The organism is Maribacter sp. IgM3_T14_3 (assembly GCF_049603095.1).
Lineage (GTDB): Bacteria > Bacteroidota > Bacteroidia > Flavobacteriales > Flavobacteriaceae > Maribacter.
The window spans coordinates 911,471-934,057 of sequence record NZ_CP187138.1; the positions used below are offsets into that span (position 1 = coordinate 911,471).

Consider the following 22,587-nt stretch of genomic DNA (forward strand, 5'->3'; position numbering starts at 1 on the left):
TTAAACACTTTGTCGACTAAAGGCAAATATTTATCTATTTTTTTTTTTTTTTTCTCCTTTAAAATATGCTCTTTATCGAGATATTTGTCACTCACCGTTAAAATTAAGACGTTAAGCCAAACAACACTTCGCAGGTAAACTCTTTAGGCTTTCTTTACATCTTGAAATTTAACCTAAAAATCTTTAAATCCTAAACAAAATTTCAGCTTTCCCAAAATTGTCAAACTATGCTAAACTTTACCAAACATGTCATTTTAAACAAAAAGCGTATGTGCTTTTCATGTGTTATTTTTGTTTTTATATTTTTTACCGGCTTTGATAGTAGTGCCCAAGGAATTTCCTCTGGCGTTACTTTCAATTGGGCAGATACCCAAACAAACTTTGATGATCCTGCAACGCTTGAGTCCATCATAATTGATGGCTCGGTTTACAACAGTTTCGTTGTTCCTTCAACTTATGAACTTACAAAACTAGGTCCTGCTGGTCATAGTGAAAATAATATTAGGCGCAATGGCGCTGAAATAGTATCGGGGAGTGATAGTGGAAATTGGAGTAGTGAGGCTTTAAAAGCATATCAATCCTTAGACCTGAATTATTATTTTCAATCAGGTGATAATGGTGATAATATTTGTAATGATTTTAGTGCAGTTACCTCAAGCAATGGGCAGATACAGACCATAGGTTACTCACCGGGCATCCCTTCTAATTCTGATGGTGTTTTGGCCGTTACAGAAAGATCGGCTAATAACTGCTTGTATATAGAAGTCTATGGAATACCTGCAGGAGGTGGATCAGAACAATTTCTTGGGCATACTTTTGTTAGAAATAATCCTTCAGGACTACAAGGAACGTATCCGCAATCACCACCCGCTACTAACGTAGACTATTGGTATAGTGGTCGAAACAATGAGAATACCTCTGTTATAGGAATAGCACTTTTTAAACTCTCAGATTTAGCACCAATAGGATCTATAATTACAGCAATACAATATTCAGGAGCAACTTTAGATCATGGTGATGGTAAATTTTTCTTGATGCAAACCTATGCTCAGGACGATACGTTTGAGCCGGAGTTCGAAGAATTATTTATTGGGGATGTAAGTACAAATGACAATGTGCCAGTTGGCTCAACATATAGTCACTCTACTGGTAATGGACCGTTTAATGGAACGCTTACCGTTAGTACAGATGGTACGTTCGAGTACAACCCGGCGGCTGGTTTTACTGGTATTGATACTTTTGAAATCAAATTGTGCTTACCTGAACCAAATACAAGTATGTGTGATATCTCGACCGTCACATTAAATGTAAAAGGATTAGAATGTTTAAATGCCAACAGCGGTTTTGAAAATGGAACTACTGGATATACTTTTAATAGCGGTGCTTTCCTTGAAACAAATCCAAGTAGAATTTATGAAGGTGATAGAGCTGCTTCTTTACCTGCAAAAGGTGCTAATGTGGTTGTAGATAATTTTGCTTTTAATCCCAATGAAACCTTAGATGTAGGTTTTTGGTTGAAAGAAACTGGTAATAGCGGAGATTTAGAAGTACTGATAAAGTGGCTAGATTCTGATAGTTCTCAAATTTCTGAATCCCTGATAAATATCCCATCGCAAGGTCTGGATGTCTATACCTTTAATTCGGTGAGTGCAATATCTCCAGTTGGTACAGCTTTTGCAAATATACGTTTTTATAATAATATTGATGATTTAGCTCATATAGATTCATTATGTTTTCAAATTGGATCAAAACCTTTGTTATCCATTGACAATAGTTCTGCGATAGAAGGTCAGAATATGGTATTTACCATTAGTATAAATCAGGTTTTGACATTACCCCTTAATATTCCTATTCAATATGTAAATGGAACTACAACCAATAGTGATTTTACAGGACCAACATCCGTTACACTGCCCGCAGGTGAAACAAGTGTCACTTTTAATGTTTTAGCTGTTAATGATGATTGGGTAGAGACCAGCCAAGAATTTACGGCTTCAATTAGCGATCCGTCAGGTATAACCTCTATTATTGATACTTCAGGAATAGGCACAATCATAGATATTGATGTTGCTTACATAACTGGTGGTAATTATGATATTACAGAAGGTGGAACCATACAGTACAAATTAGTATTGTCCACAGGAACGAATAGTGAAGGAGATCAATATGTAGGTATTGAAGATGAATATACTGTTGATTTCAGCGTTGAAAATTCTCCTACCGCCACTGATCCTGCTACAGATGGTTTAGATTTTAATGGTTTTAGTACTACGATTACTTTTCCTGCGGGATCAGTTACAGGTACTGAGGTTAATATCGATATACCAACAATACAAGATGTAATCATCGAACCAACAGAAATATTTGACGGTGTTACGTCAATAAACACTGCAGAAGCATCAAAATACGGTACATCACCTTCTAGAGTTAGTATTAATAATGAAAGATCTGCATTAAGAATCAACGATGATGATTCGTCAGCTATAGACGGACTCTCTATCATCCAAACCGATGTAATTGTTACTGAAGGTATCGGGGTTACTGCTACTTTCGATGTAACCCTCACAGGGAACTATGCCTCTGGGTTCGATGTAAATTTCTCTACCGATTTTGGTACCGCTACCACTACCGATTTTACACCAATAACCAATGGAACTATTTCTTTTGATGGAAACAATAATGAAGTAAAGCAAATAGAAGTAACCATCTTAAACGATGATATCATTGAACCGCAAGAAGCATATACGATTACACTTAACAGTACCACTAATCCGCTTGTGCCAATTAATAACGCAACAGCTAATGGTTTCATTAACGATGATGATGCCCCTAGTGCCAGTGAAGGTATTTCTGTTGCAGATTTTAGTGTACTAGAAAATGTTGCTGGTGGCACCACTAATTTTGTAATAACCTATACAGGACCAACAGTACAAAATGCCTTCAATGTTGACTTTACAGTTTCTAACGGATCGGCAATTGCCGGTGATGATTACACTGTTGCTTTAGCTTCTGATAGTGTAGCCTTTGGTTCAAATACTCAAACCGGTGATACACAAAATGTAGAAGTAACTATTATTAATGATAATGTTATTGAGCCCAATGAAGACTTAACTATTACGTTAACAGGTATTTCTACCAATCTTGTGAACATTGTTGATGGTTTTGCTACTGGGGTTATTCTTAACGATGATAATGCATTACCTGGTGATGGAGTCGAGTTTACGCAACTTACCGTTTCTGAACTGGAAGGTGATACAACTGCCGATGCTACTGAAATCACTTTTGAAGTAACCTATACAGGTGTTATTCCTGCCGGGGAAACCGTAACGGTAGAATATACTACCAACGTTGGTTCTGCAGATGCAGCCGACTTTACTCCGAATATTGGAACAATAGACTTTACAGATACAATAAGTGTTCAGACGATTACTATTGAGGTTACCGAAGAAACGATCATTGAAGCCGATGAGGACTTCACAGTTGTTCTTTCGAACTTAACTACCGATAATGGTTTCGTTACTGGTTTTGTAGATGGTAATACGACCAATACTGCAACAGGTGTTATTCTTAACGATGATAATGCATTACCTGGTGATGGAGTCGAGTTTACACAACTTACCGTTTCTGAACTGGAAGGTGATACAACTGCCGATACTACTGAAATCACTTTTGAAGTAACCTATACAGGTGTTATTCCTGCTGGTGAAACCGTAACGGTAGAATATACTACCAACGTTGGTTCTGCAGATGCAGCCGACTTTACTCCGAATATAGGAACTATAGACTTTACAGATACAATAAGTGTTCAGACGATTACTATTGAGGTTACCGAAGAAACGATCATTGAAGCGGACGAAAATTTCACGGTCGTTCTTTCAAACCTGACTACGGTCAACGGTTTTGTTACAGGTTTTGTAGATGGTGACACCACCAATACTGCTACGGGAGTAATTATAAATGATGATGCTTCTGACGCTAGTGAAGGTATTTCCGTGGCCGACTTTACGGTTACCGAAGATATCGCTAGTGGTACTGCAGATTTTGTAATCACATATACGGGATTAACCATACAGGATGAATTTACAGTAGACTTTACGGTAACGGACGGTTCCGCTATTTCTCCTGATGATTACACAGTTGTTATTGCTTCTGGTAATGTAACATTCCCTGCGGGCACAACAAATAATGACACACAAGTTGTAGAGGTGACCATTATAAATGACCTTGTATTGGAATTCAGCGAAGATTTAAATATTACGTTGGGTACCATATCTCATCCATTGGTAAATATGATTGATGATAGCGCCGTTGGTACTATTACGGATAACGACTTGCCAGACGCAAGTGAAGGTATTTCTGTTGCTGATTTTACGGTAGCCGAAGATATCACAAGCGGAATGGCTAATTTTGAAGTTTCCTATACAGGACCAACGATACAAGAAGAATTTACAGTAGACTTTACCGTAACAGATGGTACGGCAATTTCTCCTGATGATTATTCTGTTGTTATTGCCTCTGGTAATGTAACATTCCCTGCAGGTACAACTGATTCAGATATACAGAATGTAGCTGTTACCATAGTAAATGATGCGCTTATAGAATTTAGCGAAGACCTAACCATTACGTTAGGCGCTATATCGCATCCATTATTGAATATGATCGATGATACCGCTATAGGTACTATAACAGACGACGATGCTGACCCAACTTTATATGGTGTAGAGTTCGATGTTACTTCAATTGATGTAAACGAAGATGCGGGTACCGTTTCTATTGATGTTGTGCTTAATGCAGATGTTCAAGATGAGTTTACGGTAGAATATTATACTGTAGACGTAACTACTACAGATGGTAGTGATTACACCGGTGTTCCTCAAGATACGCAGACATTAACATTTGGCGGTACAAATAGCAATACACAGACTATTGTAATTCCTATTATTGATGATACTCTAATTGAATTTACAGAAAACTTTAATATTGTACTGGAAGATATCTCCTCTCCTATCGTAGGTATTCTTTCAAATTATACAACGACCGTTAATATTATAGATAATGATGCTGACCCATCTTTATACGGTGTTCAATTTGATACTACTTCTGTTACAGTGAATGAAGATGCAGGTACGGCTACCTTAAATGTGGTGCTTAATGCAGATGTTCAAGATGAATTTACGGTAGAATTCTATACTGTAGATGGTTCTGCTGCAGACGCTAGTGATTACACGGGTATTCCACGTAATTCGCAGACGTTAACATTTGGTGGTACCAATCCTAACACGCAGCCAATAGTAATTCCTATAATAGATGATATTCTTATCGAAGACCCAGAAACGTTCAATGTAATTCTTGAGAACATTTCAAGTCCTATCGTAGGTATTCTATCCGATAATATCGCTACCGTTACCATAATCGATAATGACGGTGACGAGGGCTGGCCAGAAGATATTACCATTGAAGCTTGTGATGAAATACCTGATGCTTTTGTAATTACTTCTGATAGCGATTGTGCTATCACGGTAGATTATACTGAGTTAGTTGAAGGTCAAGATGACGAGTGTGCTACGGAGTATACTATTACTAGAACATGGACGATTACCGATTGTGTCGGTAATGTGCGTACACATACACAAGTAATTACTATTGAAGATACGGTCGCACCGACCTTCAATGAAACGCTACCTCAAGATATGACGGTCGAATGTAACATGGTACCAGATGCATCTACATTAACTGCTACAGATTCTTGTGAGCCAAATATTGACGTAACGTTTACTGAAACGATTACCAATGACGAAAACTGTGCCCTAGGGTATACGGTTACCAGAACTTGGACAGCCACTGATTGCGCTGGTAACATGGTAGAACATACCCAGGTAATTACCGTAGAACCTACAGGACCAATTATGAGTCAGCCTTACGAAGAAGAGATGACCATTATTTGTGGTGATGATATTCCTGAGGCTCCAGAAATGGTATTCACGGGTGGCTGTGGTAATTTTGATGTGGTCTACAATGAAGAAACGCAACAAGCTGATGGTTCAGATGATTACATGATCATTAGAACTTGGAACGTTACCGATTCTTGTGGTAACACTGCCTCTTTTGAACAGATCGTTTTTGTTCTGCAACCACAATTGCAAGAGATTACGATCAACATTTGTATCGAAGAAGAACCAATTGATTTATTGAACTACCTACCGGCAGATTTTGACCGTAACGGTACGTTCATGATTTTGGAAGGTGATGTGGTTTTAGAGCAAAATTTCTTTGACCCACTAAACCATGAGCCTGGAGAATATAAAATTGCCTACAGTTCTACCGAGGGAACATGTAAATACTATGTTGACTTTACAGTTATCGTAGATACGGAGTGTGTACCATGTGGAAGAGGTGACATAGAAATTTCTAAAGCGGTTACCGCTAACGGAGATGGTGTCAATGATTTCTTCGAAATCAGAGGCGTTGAGTATTGTGCTTTCAGTTTCGATGTAATGATCTTTAACCGTTGGGGTACTAAAATTGCCGAGGTAAAAGATTATCAGAATGACTGGGGCGGTGAATCTCCTGATGGTTCTTTCGGACAATCTGGAATGCTTCCTACCGGTACGTACTATTACATTATTACGGCTACCGATAAAAACACCGGTACCATTTTAGAACCATTTAATGGATATATCTATATAGGTACTAATTAAAATTTAAACATATAATCCATAATACCTCATCATGAAAATGATGTGGTATTTTTATTTTCATTCACAAAAAAATATTCGATATAAAATAATACATATAGAACTTTTACACACCTATTCTAGTTTATCCGATATATATATATATATATATATATATCAATTGAACGAAGATGCTGTTTCAGAACGAATAATATGGGATGTCAGCCGTTATTTTTTAAATCCTTCAGAAGAGCTATTAAATTTGTAACCAATAAGATAACCTACTTATACATTAACACATAGCTTAAAAAGCTAAACCCAAACACAACAATGAAAAAAGCTAATCTACTTTTAGCCATTCTACTTTTAACAGGTGCCTTTTTAAGCGCACAGCAGTTACCCCAGTTTACACAGTATATGTACAACACCATTTCTGTTAACCCAGCTTATGCCGGTAGTAGAGAAACATTGAATGCAACTATTTTGCATAGAAACCAATGGGCAGGTTTAGAAGGTAACCCAAGAACTAGTACCCTATCCATACATTCTCCTTTAAAAAATGAGAAAATTGGTATTGGTGTATCTTATATTAATGATAAGTTAGGTTTTGAAAGTACAAATTACTTTTACGGAGATTTCTCATATACTGTTCCTGTTAGCCAACAAGTAAAAATGCGTTTCGGACTTAAAGGTGGTTTTACTAGCTACAACTTAGAAAACCCTGATCCTAACGATCAGTTCTTTAATGCTAATTTCAATAATATAAACCCGAATTTTGGTGCCGGTTTCTACATTGGTTCCAATAGATGGTATGCAGGTATTTCTTCTCCAAGAATATTAAATACAGATTTGAATGATGGGGAATTTGAAGCTATAGAACGTAATAGTTACTACGCAATTGGTGGTTTAGTTTTTGACTTGTCTGAAACGACTAAATTTAAACCGACCGTTATCACAAAATTTACAAATGGTGCGCCAGCAACATACGACTTTACCGTAAACTTTTTGTTCAACGAAAAGTTTTGGATCGGTACTTCGTATCGAGTTAACGATGCATCGAACTTTGGTGCAATGATGGATTACCAAGTATCTAGAGATTTTAGAGTTGGTTATGCTTACGATCTACCTACCTCAGCAGTAAGACCTTATACTGGTGGTACACATGAGATCATATTGATCTATGAACTTACCAAGAAGATATTAGGACCTATTAAGTCTCCTAGATATTTCTAATAATTTAAAATCGATAAGATGAAAAATTATAAAAATGTTGTTCTATTGATGCTATTTTTTATTGTAGCTCAACTATCCTTTTCACAAGTCGCATCACAAAAAAAAGCGGATTATTATTTCAGTAAATTCTCATACTCTTTAGCAATACCTGAGTATGAAAGAATGATAGAGACAGATTTCAACGCTGAATATGCACATCAGCAATTGGCAGAATGTTATTTACTAATACGCGACTATAAAAAATCTATTCCTCATTTTAGCGCAGTTATAAATAATGCTACGCTACCAACAGATTACTATTTTAAATATGCCATGGCTTTATACGCCAATGGAGATATGGATGAGTCTGAAGTTTGGTTAAAAAAATATAAAAAATACAATAAAAACGATTCTCGTGTTAAGCGATTTTTACAAGATGGCAACTTAGCTTCAGTAGTATTCAATAGTAGACAACGTTACGAAGTAGAACCTGTCGCATTCAATTCTACCGACAGTGATTTTGGTGTGTATAGATTTATGGGAAACTTGTACTTCAGCTCTTCAAGAAGAGATGTAGTTACAGGTGAAAGTTATGGTTGGAATGACGAACCGTGGTTAGATCTGTTTGCCGTTCAAGAAGATAACCCTATGTCTGAACCTAGACGAGTAAAAGGGAATATCAATACAAAATACCATGAAAGCTCTGTAGCCTTTTCTACAGATTACAAGAATGATACAATTATGTATTTTACCCGTAATAACTTCTATGACAAAAAAGCTGGTTACGGAGTTTCCAATGAAATTAATTTAAAAATATACACGGCTAAATTTATTGATGGTAAGTGGGAAGAAAATAGTAACCTCAGGGTTAATAGTGACTACTATTCCACCGGGCATCCGTCTGTGAATCTTGCGAGAACACGCATTTATTTTGCATCGGATAGACCTGGTGGTTATGGTGGTACCGATATTTACTATGCTGAAATTCATGAGCGTGGTGGTGTACAAGAACCTATTAATGCCGGACCTATTGTAAATACAGAAGGCAACGAAATGTTCCCGTTCATCAACGAAGAAGGTAAGCTTTTCTTTAGCTCTGATGGCCATGTTGGTTTTGGACAATTAGACGTTTTCTCAACTATTTCTAATGAAGATGATGAAATTATTGATATCATTAACTTAGGTACGCCCATTAATAGTTCTAGTGATGATTTTGCATACTACGGTTTGCCGAACGGACTAGATGGTTACGTAAGTTCTAACAGAGAAGGTGGTGTTGGTAGCGATGATATCTACAAATTCAAATTTACCCCAGCATTAGATGTTGAAGGTTATGTTGTCGATGGTGTTAACAACCAAATGTTAGACAGTGTTAAAGTTACTCTATACGATCAAGTTACGAATACTTTAGTTGCACAGACGACCACAGATGAAAATGGGTACTATAGATTTCCTGTTAATAGAAAAACAAATTATATGATAGAGGCGGTTAGAAAGACGCACCCTCATAAAAACGTTTATTTCAATACAGCATCAACACCAAAGGCTCAAAAAATAATGCGACAAGATATTGTTCTTGAACCTGTTATGGATTTAAAATTATTAGCGGGATTGAATAAAATATATTTTGATTTTAATAAAAGTGATATTAGACCAGATGCCGCTAAAGAATTAGATAAAGTAGTTCGTGTAATGAATAACACCTACCCAGATATGATTATTAAGCTAGAAGCGCATACTGATCCTGTAGGTAGTCACGAATACAACGATGACCTTTCTGAAAGAAGGGCGAAATCGACTTATGAGTATCTTATTGAAAACGGAGTATCAGTTGATAGAATCGTTTCTTACAAAGGGTATGGTAAGCGTATGCCTATTAACAAATGTACAAGCAAAGAAGACTGCACACCCGATGAACTAGAGCTGAATAGAAGAACAGAATTCCCGATTATGCAGATTAAAAAAGGTATCATCGCATCTAAATAATTAATTACCAACCACAAAAAAAGTCCTTTACCAATCTGGTAAAGGACTTTTTAATTTTTATAGGCTACTATAATCTATTCCATAATACCGTCTACGATACCATATTTAATAGACTCTTCTGCATTCATCCAATAATCTCTATCAAAATCTTTTAAAACTTTTTCGAAATCTTGACCACAGTTATCTGCTAAGATATGTGCACTTAACTCTTTGGTCTTAATAATTTCTCTTGCTTGTATTTCAATATTAGAAGCTTGACCTCTTGCACCACCACTTGGTTGGTGAATCATTACCTGAGCATGTGGCTGAATAAATCTTCTTCCTTTTTTACCTACTGATAATAAGATAGAACCCATTGATGCCGCCAAACCTGTACAGATAGTTGAAACCGGACTCTTTAATGCTTTTATGGTATCATACATTGCAAAACCAGAAGTAACATAACCACCCGGACTATTAATATAAAGCTGAATCTCTTTATCGCTCTGCATATCTAGATATAACAACCTGTCAATTACATGTTTTGCAGAATCGTCATCAACCATACCCCAAAGAAAGACTTTTCTTTCCTCCAACATTTTCTCATCTATGGCTTCCTGAATTTTTCCTTTTTTAGCACTCATATTTTAAGTTTATTTATCTCTAACAAAATTAATGAATTAATTCATAAACATACGTAGCAATAACATTTTGAATTATTACCATATCTGTTCTTACTAAATGAAAAACGTTAATTTTCGATTAGGATTGTTCTTCTACTGTAACTGTTTTCTCTACTACCTTTTTAATAGGGATCACTACCTTCCCAGTTTTTGTTTTCAGTATCATCGAAATATTATCGATACCGATTACCGTGCCCTGTAAATCTCCGATTTTAACCTTATCCCCTATTTCATAAATTTTTCTTGAGTAGAATGTTCTTAATAGGTCACCTACAATTTCTCTAGATCCTAAACCTAATGCCAATGCAATTGCCAGTAAGAATGCACCTAGTACAATAGTAAAGTTATTAGTGATGATCTGTGTATCTATACCTGCTTGGTTCAATGCCGTAATACTAACAAATATGATAATTAGATAAAACAACACGTTGCCTAACAGTTTACCTCCACCAAGACCAATTGAATCAAATACTTTTACAATAGTTTCTTTTATGGTTTTTGCTAAAAACAGCCCAATCATAAAAATGATCATTGCCGACAATAATATTGGCAAGTACCTTAATAGATTGGCAATTTCGGTCGATATAATGGTTAAGCCCATAATATCTGAGGCAACAATAATGAATACCAACCACAATAATACCTTGATAAAGGTGACTATGATTTTAGGTAGATCTATTTTGATATCGGCATCACCGAAAAGTTTTGCTTCATTAATCTTTTCAGAAGCTTTATCTAATTTGATGGCTTTAAATATTCTTCTTAAAATAAAGGTGACTACTTTAATAATTATCCAACCGAAAATAATAACGATGAATGCTCCGAAAATTCCTGGTAATGCAGACGCAATATCTTTAAATATATTACTTAAAGATTCGAAGGTGAGGTCTTTCCACTTATCAACTGTATCCATATAACTTGTGCTACTTTATTTTTATTTAGTTTTAGATTTAGTCTGTAACATACCCTCTATTATTGAGGCAAAACTACCCGTAAACAGACCAGATAATTCCATTATCAATTTAGCCGTAGCAACGTCGTCCATAACTTTTTTACGTAGTTCTGGCGGAACGTCTTTTAGGTCCCCGTCTAAATTCTTAAATGGATTTTGGTTCTGTTCTAACATCAGTTTAGGGTTTTATACATTTCAGTAACCTTGGCTTTTGCCCTTTTTAGTCTCATTTTAATAGCGCTTGATTTAAGCTCTAAAATATCTTCTAATTCTTTTATCGATGCTCCATCTTGATATTTCAACAGCAGTATCGTTTTATCTTCTGGAGCAATAAGTTCTAATGCTTTTTTAAGTTTATCGACTTGCATTTGCAATAACAAATCATCGGTTACCTCTACAGGCACATCTTCTTGCACATCAAATTTAACCGAATTATCATTTATTTTTCGTTCCTTATTTCTGTTGACATAATTGACACAGAAATTATAGGTAAAAGAATATAACCAGGTAGAGAATTTTGAATTCCCTTTAAACGAACCAAGCTTAACATATAACATTAGAAATATATCTTGGGTCAAGTCTTCTGCCTCTTTGTTCGATTTTGCGAACCCCAAGCACTTATTGTAAACTAATTTCGAGTACCTATCATAGAGCACACCAAAGAGCATAGAGTCATTGTTAGATACAATGCGTTCTACTAACTCTAAATCGGTAAATTCTTTGTTTTTACCACTAGAAACCCTTTTTTCATTGAATTGGTTTCCAATAATAATAAAACATAGCTTTTTAAGAAATGTCACTTTGATAGATGGTTTACAAAAAATAAAAGTAGGTTAAAGATACTGTAATTGATATATTTACTTGAAAATCTGCTGAAAATGAAAAAATTAATTATTCTTTCCGTTTTTATATCAAGTGTTTTTACAGCATGTAAAACCGACCAAAAAAAGCCTACGATTGCTGTTGCCGAAGATACGGAATTGACAGTTCTTGAAAAAATCGCAAATGCAAACGGATTCGAAAACTGGAAAGATGTACAAAATATCAAGTTTACCTTTAATGTAGATCGAGATGACGAGCACTTTGAACGTACTTGGTTATGGAAAACATCGTCTAACGAAGTTACCATGATGACCAGACAAGATACCATTACCTATAACAGAAAATCAGTAGATAGCACCATGATCGCAACCGATGGCGGATTCGTAAATGATAAATTTTGGCTACTAGCACCTTACCAATTGGTATGGGACCAAAATAGTTTTACACACAAGCTTACAGAAAATATAGAAGCGCCAATAAGCAAAGCTACTATGCATAAATTAACTACGGTCTACAACAATGAAGGTGGTTACACGCCCGGTGATGCTTACGATTATTATTTTGGTGATGATTTTATTATCAAAGAATGGGTTTACAGAAAAGAAAATCAGTCTGAACCTAATATGACTACCAGCTGGGAAGACTATAAAACGATAAACGGATTGAATATTAGCATGATGCACAAAAGACCAGATGCTGATTTCTCTCTTTTCTTTACAGGTGTAGAGGTGAAATAATTCGGTACGGAGTTTGATATTGTTCAGAACTAACTCACCAATTATGAAATTTCCACTTTTCACACTACTCCTTTTTTCTTTTTTTGGCTATGCCCAATACAGCACTAACGCTATTGTTTTGGATAGTTCAGATAATGCTCCATTAGAATTTGTTGGTATTTACAATAGTAAAGACCATACGATGACCAATGCTGACGGAAGGTTTCAGTTTTCATCATCATTAGATTCTGTTACAATTTACAGACCTGGGTATGAAACAATTAAAGCTAGTTTTAGCAATCTAAAAGACACCATCTTATTAGAAAAGAGTGTTTTAGAATTAGATGAGGTAGTGGTAACAAATCAAAAATCAATTCTACAAGAAGTTTACGAATCTCTAAATAAGAACTACAGCGCTGAACCCTATAAAGAGAAGTTTATGCTTCGTGCAATTAATAAGTACAATGGCGAGATGCATAGAATTGAAGATATAACCGGCAAGCTATCTATCAAGAACATGTTCACAGATGATACAATTAAGGAATCAAAAAAAGACTTTATTGTAGAACTAACTAATATGAGAAAGTTAGGTTTAAAAAATGATGCCAAAGATATCTATCTAATTTTTCCGTCATTGAAATCAATTTACAACTCACTTACTGATATTAAAATAACCGAATCAAAATATGATATTTCTGAAAACGAATTTAATAATGGTGAGAATATAAAAGTCGAGTTTTCTAAACTCTCTGACTCAACAGAAATTACAGGATATTATATTTTAGAAACTAACAATCTTGCAATCTCAGAATTTAAGTGTGAAATCTTAAATAAATTAGGGCTTTTTAACACCAATAAATCGGCACTTTATAGAACCAACTATACAAAACAGCACGTTTTTTTTAAAAAAGATAGAAACAAAAACCTTTACCATGTTAATTCTGGAAGTATAGAGTTTAATGTTATTATCACAGATAAAGAGAAATCATATCAGGCAAATCACAGCCTAAATCTTGTATTAATGACTTCAGATAATTTCGGGGATTTTGAAGTGACAAAAAATACGAGTGCTACCAAAGACCTCTTTAAATTAGACTACCCATATAACCCAAGCTACTGGAATGAACAGAACCAATTACTTTTAACTGATGAAATGACCGCCTTCATTGAAAAAGTACAAGACCCACAAAACGATTTCAAAATTAGCAGTAACCTTAAAAATAAATAACTAATAGCAAAGATTACTCGTCGACAGTTCACATTAGTCTTCGGCTAAAAATTAAATATATTGGTATAAAATTTGATGTACTTCATCTTCATCAACTATACTATGAAACTTCCATTCTTCTTCCTTTTTTTATTTTCTATTTTCAGCCATTCTCAATACAGCACTAGCGCTATTGTTTTGGATAGTTCAGATAATGCTCCATTAGAATTTGTTGGAATTTACAATAGTAAAGACCATACCATGAGCAATGCTGATGGGCGTTTTCAGTTCTCTTCTAGCTCAGATTCTGTTATTGTTTACAGAGTTGGTTATGATAAACTAATAACCACTTCTCAAAAAGTAAAGGATACCATCTATCTTAATAAAAGTGTATTAGAATTAAATGAAGTTACAGTTACCAATAAAAAGAAACTTTGGCAGAAAGTAAGGGATTCTATTGAATCCAATTATCCTACTTACCCTTATCAAGAGAAATTTTTATTGAGAGGTGTATTGCGATATAATGGTGAAATTACACGAATACAGGATATACAAGGAAAGCTAGAAAGAAGAACACTCTTATACACTAAAGAAATTGATCCAGACAAAAAAGATTTTAAAGTTGAGTTGACCAATATGCGTAAAGTTGGATTGGTAAAAGACGAAAAACAAGTGTATTTCATCTTCGAAACTTTTTACCAATTATTCATGAACTTCACTCCGATGAATGCCACAGGAGATGCTTTTGATTTAACCGAATCGACTTTCGAGAATGGCAATAAAATAAATCTAAGCTTTCACACCAAGCCTGAATTTGATAATGAAGAAGTAAAAGGACATTATATCATTAATACTGAAAACAATGCAATAGAAAGGATTTACATGACTTTTAATTACAAAAATAATCCCTATAAAGAAGATGGAGGAACAAGATATAGAACAGTTACGATAGAAAAAGAAATATCACTTTCCAAATCCTCTAAAAATAATAAGTATCATATAGCATCTGCCAAATACGATGTAAAAGTTGAATTGACTGATGAGCAACAATCATACACTTCATACTACGATGTTTCTTTTATTCTAACCACTTCAGATAATGAAGGCGATTTTGATGTCAAGAAAAATGTAAGCACCTCAAAAGATCTATTTAAAATAAACTACCCCTACGACGAGAGTTATTGGAATGCACAAAACCAATTACTGTTAACAGATGAGATGGTAGATTTTATTGAAAAAGTACAAGACCCCAACAGCGAATTTAAAATCCGGAGTAATATTAAAAACTAAGTAGAGCTACGCCTTTTTTCTTTTTAGTAAAAGTGTAAATAATAGAATTAAGAATGCGCATACTAGCAGTACTACAAAGCTTCTACTTAGACTGTAATGCTCTGCCAAAAACCCTAAAATTGGTGGGGCACACAAAAATCCTGCATATCCTGCTCCTGCAATGAATGCAATTCCTTTAGAAGAATCTATTCCTTTTACATTCCCTCCTATTCTAAATACTTCGGGCACCATTACTGAAAAACCTAATCCGTTCAGGGCAAAACCTATGATGCTAAAATTGATATTTCCGGTAAGAACTAAAAAATAACCCAGTATTGCGAGAATAGCCCCTAACGCAACTATTTTCACCGAACCAATTTTATCGCTGATACCATCGCCTAAAAAGCGACCCAAAGTCATGGTAACTTGAAAACCTAAAAACCCTAATCCCCACAATGCTTCTGGTGCCAGTGCAATTTCTTTTAGGTACAATCCGCTCCAATCTACAATAGCCCCTTCACTGCCCATTGCCATAAAAGAAATAAGTCCCAAAAGCAACAATGGTTTTAGCAAACCAAAACTAAATGGTTCATTTTCGATTTCTGCGGCTACTTCGGTAAAATAATAGTTCCTGAATTTTAAATTGACCAACAAAACCAATAACACCGCAATAGTCATATGTAATACGGGATTTGATAACGGACCAATTAAAAAACTACCTAAACCTGCCAATACTCCGCCAAGACTAAAAAAACCATGTGAAGCTGCCATGAATTTCACTTTATCTTTTTTCTCAATCTCCGTCACCAAAGTATTCATCGAAATATCGGTAATTCCATTAGCTGCCCCAAATAGAAATAAAGCTCCCATTAGTACATAATAATTCGGAGCCAGCAACGGCAACATTGCAGCTGCGCAACTTAATAACACGCCATAAAAAGTGGCTTTACCTACACCCAAACTATTGATGATACCAGAAGCAAAAGGAAAAACAGTAAACACCCCCAAAGCCAAAAAGAAAATAGCTATCCCTAATTCAGATTTACTGATTTCTAAAGCATCTTTTACAGCTGGTATATAGATTGCCCATGTACCAAAAAGAATATTAATACTTGCGAAAACCCACGAGGGACCGAAGTATCTAGCATTGCCTAAAATTAATCGTAATGACTTCACTTTTTATTCGTTGTCCGTTGTCCGTTAAAATTTAAAAAAAATCTATTTTCTATTCTCTATTCTCTAAATTCTACAAAATTTTAATTTGCTAAAACTCCCGCTTTTAAAATTTGTCCGAAACGGTACATATCTTCGTAGGTTGAATAAAAAGGTGCCGGTGCCAAACGAATTACGTTTGGTTCGCGCCAATCGGTTACTACGCCGTTTTCCATTAAATAATTGAACAGAGATTTTCCCTGTCCGTGTAAAAACACAGATAACTGACAACCTCTATCTTCGGGAGTAATAATTTCAAAAGAGCTATCTACTTCTTTATCTATTTCGTGTAAAATATACTCCAGATACGAAACGATTAATTTTCTCTTTTCAATCAACTTTTGCATACCCACTTCTTCGAACATCGTAAGCGAAGCTAAATAAGGTGCCACAGATAATATAGGTGCATTACTTATTTGCCAAGCATCTGCATTTTCCATTGGCTCAAATTCTGGCTTCATAAGAAAACGAGTTTCTTTCTTCGTTCCCCACCATCCTTCGAACCGTTGAATATCTTTTTTGTTCAGGTGCTTTTTATTCACGAAAATTCCAGACGCGTTACCTGGTCCACTATTCATGTACTTATAACTACACCACGATGCAAAATCTGCATCCCAATCATGCAATTTTAATTCTACATTACCTACGGCATGCGCTAGATCCCAGCCTACATTGGCGCCTACGGCTTTTCCGGCTTTTGTAATGGTTTCCATATCCATTACCTGACCATTGTAATAATTTACTCCGCCTATTAAAACTAATGCTAACTCATCACCTAATTCATTAATTTTCTCAAGTATATCTTCAGTTCTCCAGTGATGTTCTCCATCGCGCTTTTTAATTTCAATAATCGTTTCTTCCGGATCAAGACCATGAAAGCGAACCTGACTTTGAAACATATATTGATCACTTGGGAATGCTTTTTCTTCGCACAGGATCTTAAATCTCTTCTTTGTTGGGTTATAGAAAGAAACCATCAACAAATGAAGATTAACGGTCAAGGTATTCATTACCGAAACTTCTTCTGGCAATGCACCAACCACTTTTGCCAATGGTGCTGCTAAACGCTCATGATAGTCCCACCATGGTTTCTCTGCATAAAAATGCCCTTCTACGGCTAATTCTGCCCAAACTTTCATCACCTCATCTATAAAAGACTTGGTTCGTTTTGGCTGTAGTCCTAGTGAGTTTCCTGTAAAATAGATAACTTCTTTCCCGTTGATTTTCGGAAAAAGAAACTCATCTCTGTATGTTTTTAAGTTGTCTTTTGCATCTAAAGATTGTGCAAACGCCAACGTATTTTTAAATTCCATAGCTAATTTTGTATAAAAGTAATCATAAGCCTATAATTTTATAAGCTCTATTGAATAAATGGGCACTACGATTCTGTTCTTAAACGCATTTCTATCATATGCTTTTCAAATCCTTTTTTCTCATAAGCTCTTATCGCAGGCTCGTTCTCAGTATATACATGCAATCGAATTTCAGTTAAACCTGCGTTTGTAGACCAATCTTGCAAGGCACTTACAATTTTACCATTTATACCTTTACCTCTATATTCGGGATCGGTGTACATAAAACCTAAGTAAGCAAAAGTCTCATGATCCAAGTAGGTTCTTGCCGGTTTTTCTAACGCATAACCGGTGGCCACAATTTTATCGCCATCACATGCAACCATAATTGTTGCTCTAGGGTTATCCATCAAAGCATCTAAATCGTAATATTTTACTCCGCCATCTCTAATTGTCGGGTCCATCGGGCGCTCTGCTTTCACCACTTCTTGCTCATGTTGCAACAAAATAGGTATATCACTTTTTATTGCTTCTCTAATCGTAATTTCATTATTCATCGCTCTACTTCTTTACAGTCCATTAAATTAAGGCTTAAAACCCTATTTTTGCAAAAAGAAACGCATGCATTTTCTATCACCTCTTTTAGAAAGCTATTTAGCCGATAATTCACAGGGCGAACCTAAATTATTACAGGAGCTTACGCGCGAAACGCACTTAAAAGTCATACAACCACGTATGCTTACCGGGCATTTTCAGGGTCGTGTTTTAAGCTTGCTTTCTAAATTGATGAACCCGACCAATATTCTTGAAATCGGTACCTACACCGGGTATTCTGCCTTATGCCTTGCGGAAGGGTTATCGAAAAACGGACAATTACACACCATAGATGTCAATGCTGAACTAGAACAAATACAGCGTTCCTTTTTTGACCGAAGCGATTATGGGTCTCAGATTATTCAGCATGTGGGCAATGCACTAGATATCATCCCCAAAATGAATGTTACTTTCGACCTTATTTTTATTGATGCCGAAAAGAAACAGTACGATAAATACTTAGAAGCGGTATTGCCAAAAACCAAGTCTGGTTCTGTTATACTTTCTGATAATGTACTGTGGTCTGGTAAAGTGGTAGAACCCTTAGACCCTAAAGATATTACTACGAAGGTGTTATTAGACTATAACAAGAAATTAAGTGAGCATCCGCTTTTAGAAACGGTATTGCTGCCTATACGCGATGGTTTAACTTTAAGTAGGGTAAAATAAGTACCCCGTACAATTTATAGAACAACCAAGCGGAAAATATACCTACTAAAGCACCTACCATTAAATCAATAGGAAAATGCACACCTACATATACTCTACTCATCGCAAATAATAGAGGCCAGATATAAAATAGGTACACCCATTTAAATTTCCGTCTTAAAAAAAGTACCGTTATTGTAATGACTGAAAAGGAAGATGAAGCGTGACCTGAGAAAAAACTGAAACCTGACGGACTTCTTAATATTCGAATCAACGTATTTATTTCTTCGTCATTGTTTGGTCGTAACCGAGCCACTACATTTTTGGTCAAATCTGTTACTGTAGCCACAAATAAAACCATGACCAATAAGGTCAAAATCATAGTTATAGCTTCTCGCTTCGGAAACTTTACAAAGAATAGAATTATAATAAATGCAAATAAGGGAAGCCAAGGTGGAAATTTGGTGACCGTAGACCAAAAAATATCGTACTGCTCAATACCAAGACTGTTAAGATAGACAAAGGCATCTCGATCCCATTGTAAAATCTTATCTAACATAATAGGTTACTTTCTCTTGATACTGCCCGTTACATCATTGATGTTCTTGCTAACGTCGCTAATTTGTTTTTTAACGTCATTACCTAAGCCAGAGCTAATATCTTTTTTCATATCATCGATATCTTTCTTGATATCTTTTACGAAACTAGTATCAATACCCTGCTTGTCGGCACTTTTCTGAATTTCTTGTTTAATATCTTCGGTAGCATCTTTCAGTTGACGCATACCTTTACCCAACCCCTTGGCAATACCAGGAATTTTGTCGGCACCGAATACCATCACTACGATAAACATAATGAAGAAAATCTCTGCGCCACTTATAAATAATGAATACATAGCAATCATACTACAAATATAAACAAGTTTAGTATCCAAAATTAAAAAAGCCCCGTAGTTATACGAGGCTTTTTGTAATAAATATTTTGTTAATTATTCTCCTTTAATTCCGTCCTTCATTTTATCGAAATCGCTCTCTTGCTCTTTCTTCGGCCAGCTATTGTTTGTGGTGTCAATATCTGCCGTTTCCATTTTAGGATCTATGTTAACCCCAGTTAGCTCAGTAACAGATGATATCACCATACTTACCTCTTTGCTATTCTTTCTCCAAATTTCTGGAGGGTAGGTTACATTCTTAACCGAACCGTCTGCATAAGTATACTCAACGATCAATGGCATTGGTAAGCCACCCGGACTGTTATATGTTATTTCGTAAAAATACTTTGGTTCTTTTATCGCTGCTCTTTCTGCTGCGGTCATATTATCCATCATAAACTCTTTTAAAGTTTTAGAAGATTCTGATGGTAAATTATTCTTTAATTCAGGAGCCACAATATCGGTATCGTCATATTCCTCTAAAAATACCATTGGTTTTAAATTAGATTCTGGAATACCACGCTCAGATAAATACGCTTTCATTTTTTTGTTCGGGGTATCGCTAACATAATACTTCTTGATATCCTTAACGGCCAGATCAACATAGTCGGTTGTATAGAACCAGCCTCTCCAATACCAATCTAAATCTACAGCAGAAGCATCTTCCATTGTTCTAAAGAAATCTTCTGGTGTTGGGTGCTTAAACTTCCAACGGTGCGAATACGTTTTAAAAGCATGGTCAAATAACTCACGCCCCATAACAGTTTCTCTCAATATATTCAATGCTGTTGCCGGCTTACCGTATGCATTCGGACCAAGTTGAAATACATTCTCAGGATTAGACATAATCGGAGAAATCGTACTTTGATCTCCGCTCATGTAAGGTACGATCTTCGCAGGATCACCTCTTCGAGACGGGTATTTATCATTTGGCGCAATTGCTGCTGGGAAAGCTTCACCGAATTCTTGCTCGGCCATATACTGCATAAAAGTATCTAAACCTTCATCCATCCATCCCCATTGACGTTCGTCTGAGTTTACGATCATTGGAAAAAAGTTATGACCTACTTCGTGAATAATTACACTGATCATTCCGTATTTAGTTCTATCAGAATATGTACCATCTGTATTTGGTCTACCGTAGTTCCAGCAGATCATTGGGTACTCCATACCTTGGTTTTTGGCATGTACAGATATTGCTTTTGGGTAAGGGTAATCGAACGTATGCGACGAGTACGACCTTAAAGTATGCGCTACTGCTTTGGTCGAATACTCTTCCCATAATGGGTTACCTTCTTTTGGGTACATCGATACCGCCATGATATCTCTGCTACCTAACTTAACGGCTTGCATGTCCCAAATAAATTTTCTAGAAGTTGCAAAACCGAAGTCACGAACATTTTCTGCCTTCAGCTTCCATGTTTTTGTTTTATCAGAGAATCCTTTTTCTGCAGCTTCTGCTTCTGCTTGCGTTACTATAATTACAGGCTTGTCATATGACTTTTTTGCTTGCTCGTAACGGCTCATCATTTCTTTTGTAAATACTTCTTTTCTATTTTGAAGAAGACCTGTACCATCTAAAATATGATCTGCAGGTACCGTAATATTTACTTCATAGTTACCAAATGGAAGTGCGAATTCGCCATTACCCCAAAACTGGTGGTTCTGCCATCCTTCTACATCATTATATACTGCCATTCTTGGAAAAAACTGAGCGATTACATATGCTCTGTTTCCATCTTCCTCAAAAAACTCGTACCCAGATCTAGCTCTGTTTACCGTATGATCAGGTATGTTGTAGTTCCATTTAATATCAAAAGAATATTTCGCTCCACTTTTAAGCGGTGTAGGTAAATCTACTCGCATCATCGTAAAATTAACGGTGAATGGTAATGCTTTACCAGATCCGTCTTTTACGTAATCGATATTAAAACCACCATCAAAAGAATCTGTCATATAAGTACCGACAAACTTTTCTGGTGTATCTCCAAGAGAAACTCCGCTTCCGTTTTTCAACAAAGCTTTAGAATCTTTTGTTCTAATGTTTTGATCTAACTGCAACCATAAATACTCTAAATCATCTGGCGAATTATTAGTGTAGGTGATTGTTTCTGTTCCGAATATTTTAGCATCCTTATCGTCTAAACGAATATCCATTACATAATCTGCCTGCTGCTGGTAATAATCAGGACCAGGTGCACCTGATGCCGATCGGTAGGTATTCGGAGTAGCAAACTCTTCATATAATTGTTTGAACTTACTCTGGTTGGTGTGCCCAGGTTCCTTTTCTATCGTAATCGCCTCTTGTGCAAAAGTTACGGCGGTAAAAAGGAATAAAATTGACGCAAATGCGTACTTTACTCTCATCATTTTTTAGTTATTTAGTGTCGGAAATTTAAAGTTTTTATAG

At 35.8% G+C, this 22,587-nt stretch carries 17 protein-coding genes; 7 read left to right on the top strand and 10 right to left on the bottom strand.

What is annotated here, in order from left to right; translation table 11 throughout:
* Positions 1 to 227 precede the first annotated feature (227 nt).
* The 3 genes from ACPF9A_RS04225 to ACPF9A_RS04235 all read left to right on the top strand — a co-directional run bounded on the left by ACPF9A_RS04225 (position 228) and on the right by ACPF9A_RS04235 (position 9,872).
* Positions 228 to 6,698: a Calx-beta domain-containing protein gene (locus tag ACPF9A_RS04225; protein ID WP_424001947.1), complete on the top strand. Its 6,471-nt coding sequence runs from the start codon at positions 228 to 230 to the stop codon at positions 6,696 to 6,698.
* Between the two features lie 306 nt (positions 6,699 to 7,004).
* On the top strand, positions 7,005 to 7,907 hold the full coding sequence (locus ACPF9A_RS04230) for a PorP/SprF family type IX secretion system membrane protein (RefSeq protein ID WP_424001949.1): 903 nt from the start codon (positions 7,005 to 7,007) through the stop codon (positions 7,905 to 7,907).
* 18 nt (positions 7,908 to 7,925) lie between these two features.
* The gene (locus ACPF9A_RS04235) at positions 7,926 to 9,872 is read left to right on the top strand and encodes an OmpA family protein (RefSeq protein WP_424001951.1); all 1,947 of its coding nucleotides are present in this window, start codon (positions 7,926 to 7,928) and stop codon (positions 9,870 to 9,872) included.
* Between the two features lie 74 nt (positions 9,873 to 9,946).
* Here ACPF9A_RS04235 and ACPF9A_RS04240 read toward each other — a convergent pair whose 3' ends face one another.
* The 4 genes from ACPF9A_RS04240 to ACPF9A_RS04255 form a co-directional block, all read right to left on the bottom strand.
* On the bottom strand, positions 9,947 to 10,495 hold the full coding sequence (locus ACPF9A_RS04240) for a ClpP family protease (RefSeq protein ID WP_424001953.1): 549 nt from the start codon (positions 10,493 to 10,495) through the stop codon (positions 9,947 to 9,949).
* A gap of 118 nt (positions 10,496 to 10,613) precedes the next feature.
* Positions 10,614 to 11,447 carry a mechanosensitive ion channel family protein gene (locus tag ACPF9A_RS04245; protein WP_424001955.1) on the bottom strand — a complete coding sequence of 278 codons (834 nt, stop codon included), beginning with the start codon at positions 11,445 to 11,447 and terminating at the stop codon, positions 10,614 to 10,616.
* Positions 11,448 to 11,468: 21 nt separating this feature from the next.
* Entirely contained in the window at positions 11,469 to 11,660 is a 192-nt protein-coding gene (locus ACPF9A_RS04250) for a hypothetical protein (protein ID WP_424001957.1), read from the bottom strand.
* A complete protein-coding gene (locus ACPF9A_RS04255; RefSeq protein ID WP_424001959.1) occupies positions 11,660 to 12,286 on the bottom strand; it encodes an RNA polymerase sigma factor in 627 nt (208 codons plus the stop codon). The genes ACPF9A_RS04250 and ACPF9A_RS04255 overlap by 1 nt, the downstream gene beginning before the upstream one ends.
* Positions 12,287 to 12,364: 78 nt before the next feature.
* Between ACPF9A_RS04255 and ACPF9A_RS04260 the strand changes: the two genes are divergently transcribed.
* The 3 genes from ACPF9A_RS04260 to ACPF9A_RS04270 all read left to right on the top strand — a co-directional run bounded on the left by ACPF9A_RS04260 (position 12,365) and on the right by ACPF9A_RS04270 (position 15,521).
* Positions 12,365 to 13,045, top strand: a complete 681-nt coding sequence (locus tag ACPF9A_RS04260; RefSeq protein WP_424001961.1) for a hypothetical protein — start codon at positions 12,365 to 12,367, stop codon at positions 13,043 to 13,045.
* 43 nt (positions 13,046 to 13,088) lie between these two features.
* Positions 13,089 to 14,252, top strand: a complete 1,164-nt coding sequence (locus tag ACPF9A_RS04265; protein WP_424001963.1) for a hypothetical protein — start codon at positions 13,089 to 13,091, stop codon at positions 14,250 to 14,252.
* A gap of 102 nt (positions 14,253 to 14,354) precedes the next feature.
* On the top strand, positions 14,355 to 15,521 hold the full coding sequence (locus ACPF9A_RS04270; RefSeq protein ID WP_424001965.1) for a hypothetical protein: 1,167 nt from the start codon (positions 14,355 to 14,357) through the stop codon (positions 15,519 to 15,521).
* A gap of 6 nt (positions 15,522 to 15,527) precedes the next feature.
* Here the strand turns inward: ACPF9A_RS04270 and ACPF9A_RS04275 are convergent, their stop codons facing one another.
* From ACPF9A_RS04275 to ACPF9A_RS04285, 3 genes are all read right to left on the bottom strand, one after another.
* Positions 15,528 to 16,676 carry an MFS transporter gene (locus ACPF9A_RS04275; protein WP_424001967.1) on the bottom strand — a complete coding sequence of 383 codons (1,149 nt, stop codon included), beginning with the start codon at positions 16,674 to 16,676 and terminating at the stop codon, positions 15,528 to 15,530.
* Positions 16,677 to 16,756: 80 nt separating this feature from the next.
* The gene (gene kynU, locus ACPF9A_RS04280; protein WP_424001969.1) at positions 16,757 to 18,025 is read right to left on the bottom strand and encodes a kynureninase; all 1,269 of its coding nucleotides are present in this window, start codon (positions 18,023 to 18,025) and stop codon (positions 16,757 to 16,759) included.
* Positions 18,026 to 18,090: 65 nt separating this feature from the next.
* Positions 18,091 to 18,561 (bottom strand): GNAT family N-acetyltransferase, encoded by a 471-nt coding sequence (locus tag ACPF9A_RS04285; RefSeq protein WP_424001971.1) that lies wholly within the window; start codon positions 18,559 to 18,561, stop codon positions 18,091 to 18,093.
* Positions 18,562 to 18,625: 64 nt separating this feature from the next.
* Between ACPF9A_RS04285 and ACPF9A_RS04290 the strand changes: the two genes are divergently transcribed.
* Positions 18,626 to 19,267, top strand: a complete 642-nt coding sequence (locus ACPF9A_RS04290) for an O-methyltransferase (protein WP_424001973.1) — start codon at positions 18,626 to 18,628, stop codon at positions 19,265 to 19,267.
* Here ACPF9A_RS04290 and ACPF9A_RS04295 read toward each other — a convergent pair.
* The 3 genes from ACPF9A_RS04295 to ACPF9A_RS04305 all read right to left on the bottom strand — a co-directional run bounded on the left by ACPF9A_RS04295 (position 19,230) and on the right by ACPF9A_RS04305 (position 22,547).
* Positions 19,230 to 19,805, bottom strand: coding sequence for a phosphatase PAP2 family protein (locus ACPF9A_RS04295; RefSeq protein WP_424001975.1), 576 nt, complete (start codon positions 19,803 to 19,805; stop codon positions 19,230 to 19,232). The two genes, ACPF9A_RS04290 and ACPF9A_RS04295, sit on opposite strands and share 38 nt — an antisense overlap.
* 6 nt (positions 19,806 to 19,811) lie before the next feature.
* On the bottom strand, positions 19,812 to 20,141 hold the full coding sequence (locus ACPF9A_RS04300) for a Sec-independent protein translocase subunit TatA/TatB (protein WP_424001977.1): 330 nt from the start codon (positions 20,139 to 20,141) through the stop codon (positions 19,812 to 19,814).
* 93 nt (positions 20,142 to 20,234) lie between these two features.
* Positions 20,235 to 22,547, bottom strand: coding sequence for a M1 family metallopeptidase (locus tag ACPF9A_RS04305; protein WP_424001979.1), 2,313 nt, complete (start codon positions 22,545 to 22,547; stop codon positions 20,235 to 20,237).
* Positions 22,548 to 22,587: the final 40 nt, after the last annotated feature.

Excerpts from the sequence above, each read along its gene's own strand:
- ACPF9A_RS04225 (WP_424001947.1), top strand. The coding sequence starts at position 228 with ATGCTAAACTTTACCAAACATGTCATTTTAAACAAAAAGCGTATGTGC.
- ACPF9A_RS04230 (WP_424001949.1), top strand. The coding sequence starts at position 7,005 with ATGAAAAAAGCTAATCTACTTTTAGCCATTCTACTTTTAACAGGTGCC.
- ACPF9A_RS04235 (WP_424001951.1), top strand. The coding sequence starts at position 7,926 with ATGAAAAATTATAAAAATGTTGTTCTATTGATGCTATTTTTTATTGTA.
- ACPF9A_RS04240 (WP_424001953.1), bottom strand. The coding sequence starts at position 10,495 with ATGAGTGCTAAAAAAGGAAAAATTCAGGAAGCCATAGATGAGAAAATG.
- ACPF9A_RS04245 (WP_424001955.1), bottom strand. The coding sequence starts at position 11,447 with ATGGATACAGTTGATAAGTGGAAAGACCTCACCTTCGAATCTTTAAGT.
- ACPF9A_RS04250 (WP_424001957.1), bottom strand. The coding sequence starts at position 11,660 with ATGTTAGAACAGAACCAAAATCCATTTAAGAATTTAGACGGGGACCTA.
- ACPF9A_RS04260 (WP_424001961.1), top strand. The coding sequence starts at position 12,365 with ATGAAAAAATTAATTATTCTTTCCGTTTTTATATCAAGTGTTTTTACA.
- ACPF9A_RS04265 (WP_424001963.1), top strand. The coding sequence starts at position 13,089 with ATGAAATTTCCACTTTTCACACTACTCCTTTTTTCTTTTTTTGGCTAT.
- ACPF9A_RS04270 (WP_424001965.1), top strand. The coding sequence starts at position 14,355 with ATGAAACTTCCATTCTTCTTCCTTTTTTTATTTTCTATTTTCAGCCAT.
- kynU (WP_424001969.1), bottom strand. The coding sequence starts at position 18,025 with ATGGAATTTAAAAATACGTTGGCGTTTGCACAATCTTTAGATGCAAAA.
- ACPF9A_RS04285 (WP_424001971.1), bottom strand. The coding sequence starts at position 18,561 with ATGAATAATGAAATTACGATTAGAGAAGCAATAAAAAGTGATATACCT.
- ACPF9A_RS04290 (WP_424001973.1), top strand. The coding sequence starts at position 18,626 with ATGCATTTTCTATCACCTCTTTTAGAAAGCTATTTAGCCGATAATTCA.
- ACPF9A_RS04295 (WP_424001975.1), bottom strand. The coding sequence starts at position 19,805 with ATGTTAGATAAGATTTTACAATGGGATCGAGATGCCTTTGTCTATCTT.
- ACPF9A_RS04300 (WP_424001977.1), bottom strand. The coding sequence starts at position 20,141 with ATGTATTCATTATTTATAAGTGGCGCAGAGATTTTCTTCATTATGTTT.
- ACPF9A_RS04305 (WP_424001979.1), bottom strand. The coding sequence starts at position 22,547 with ATGATGAGAGTAAAGTACGCATTTGCGTCAATTTTATTCCTTTTTACC.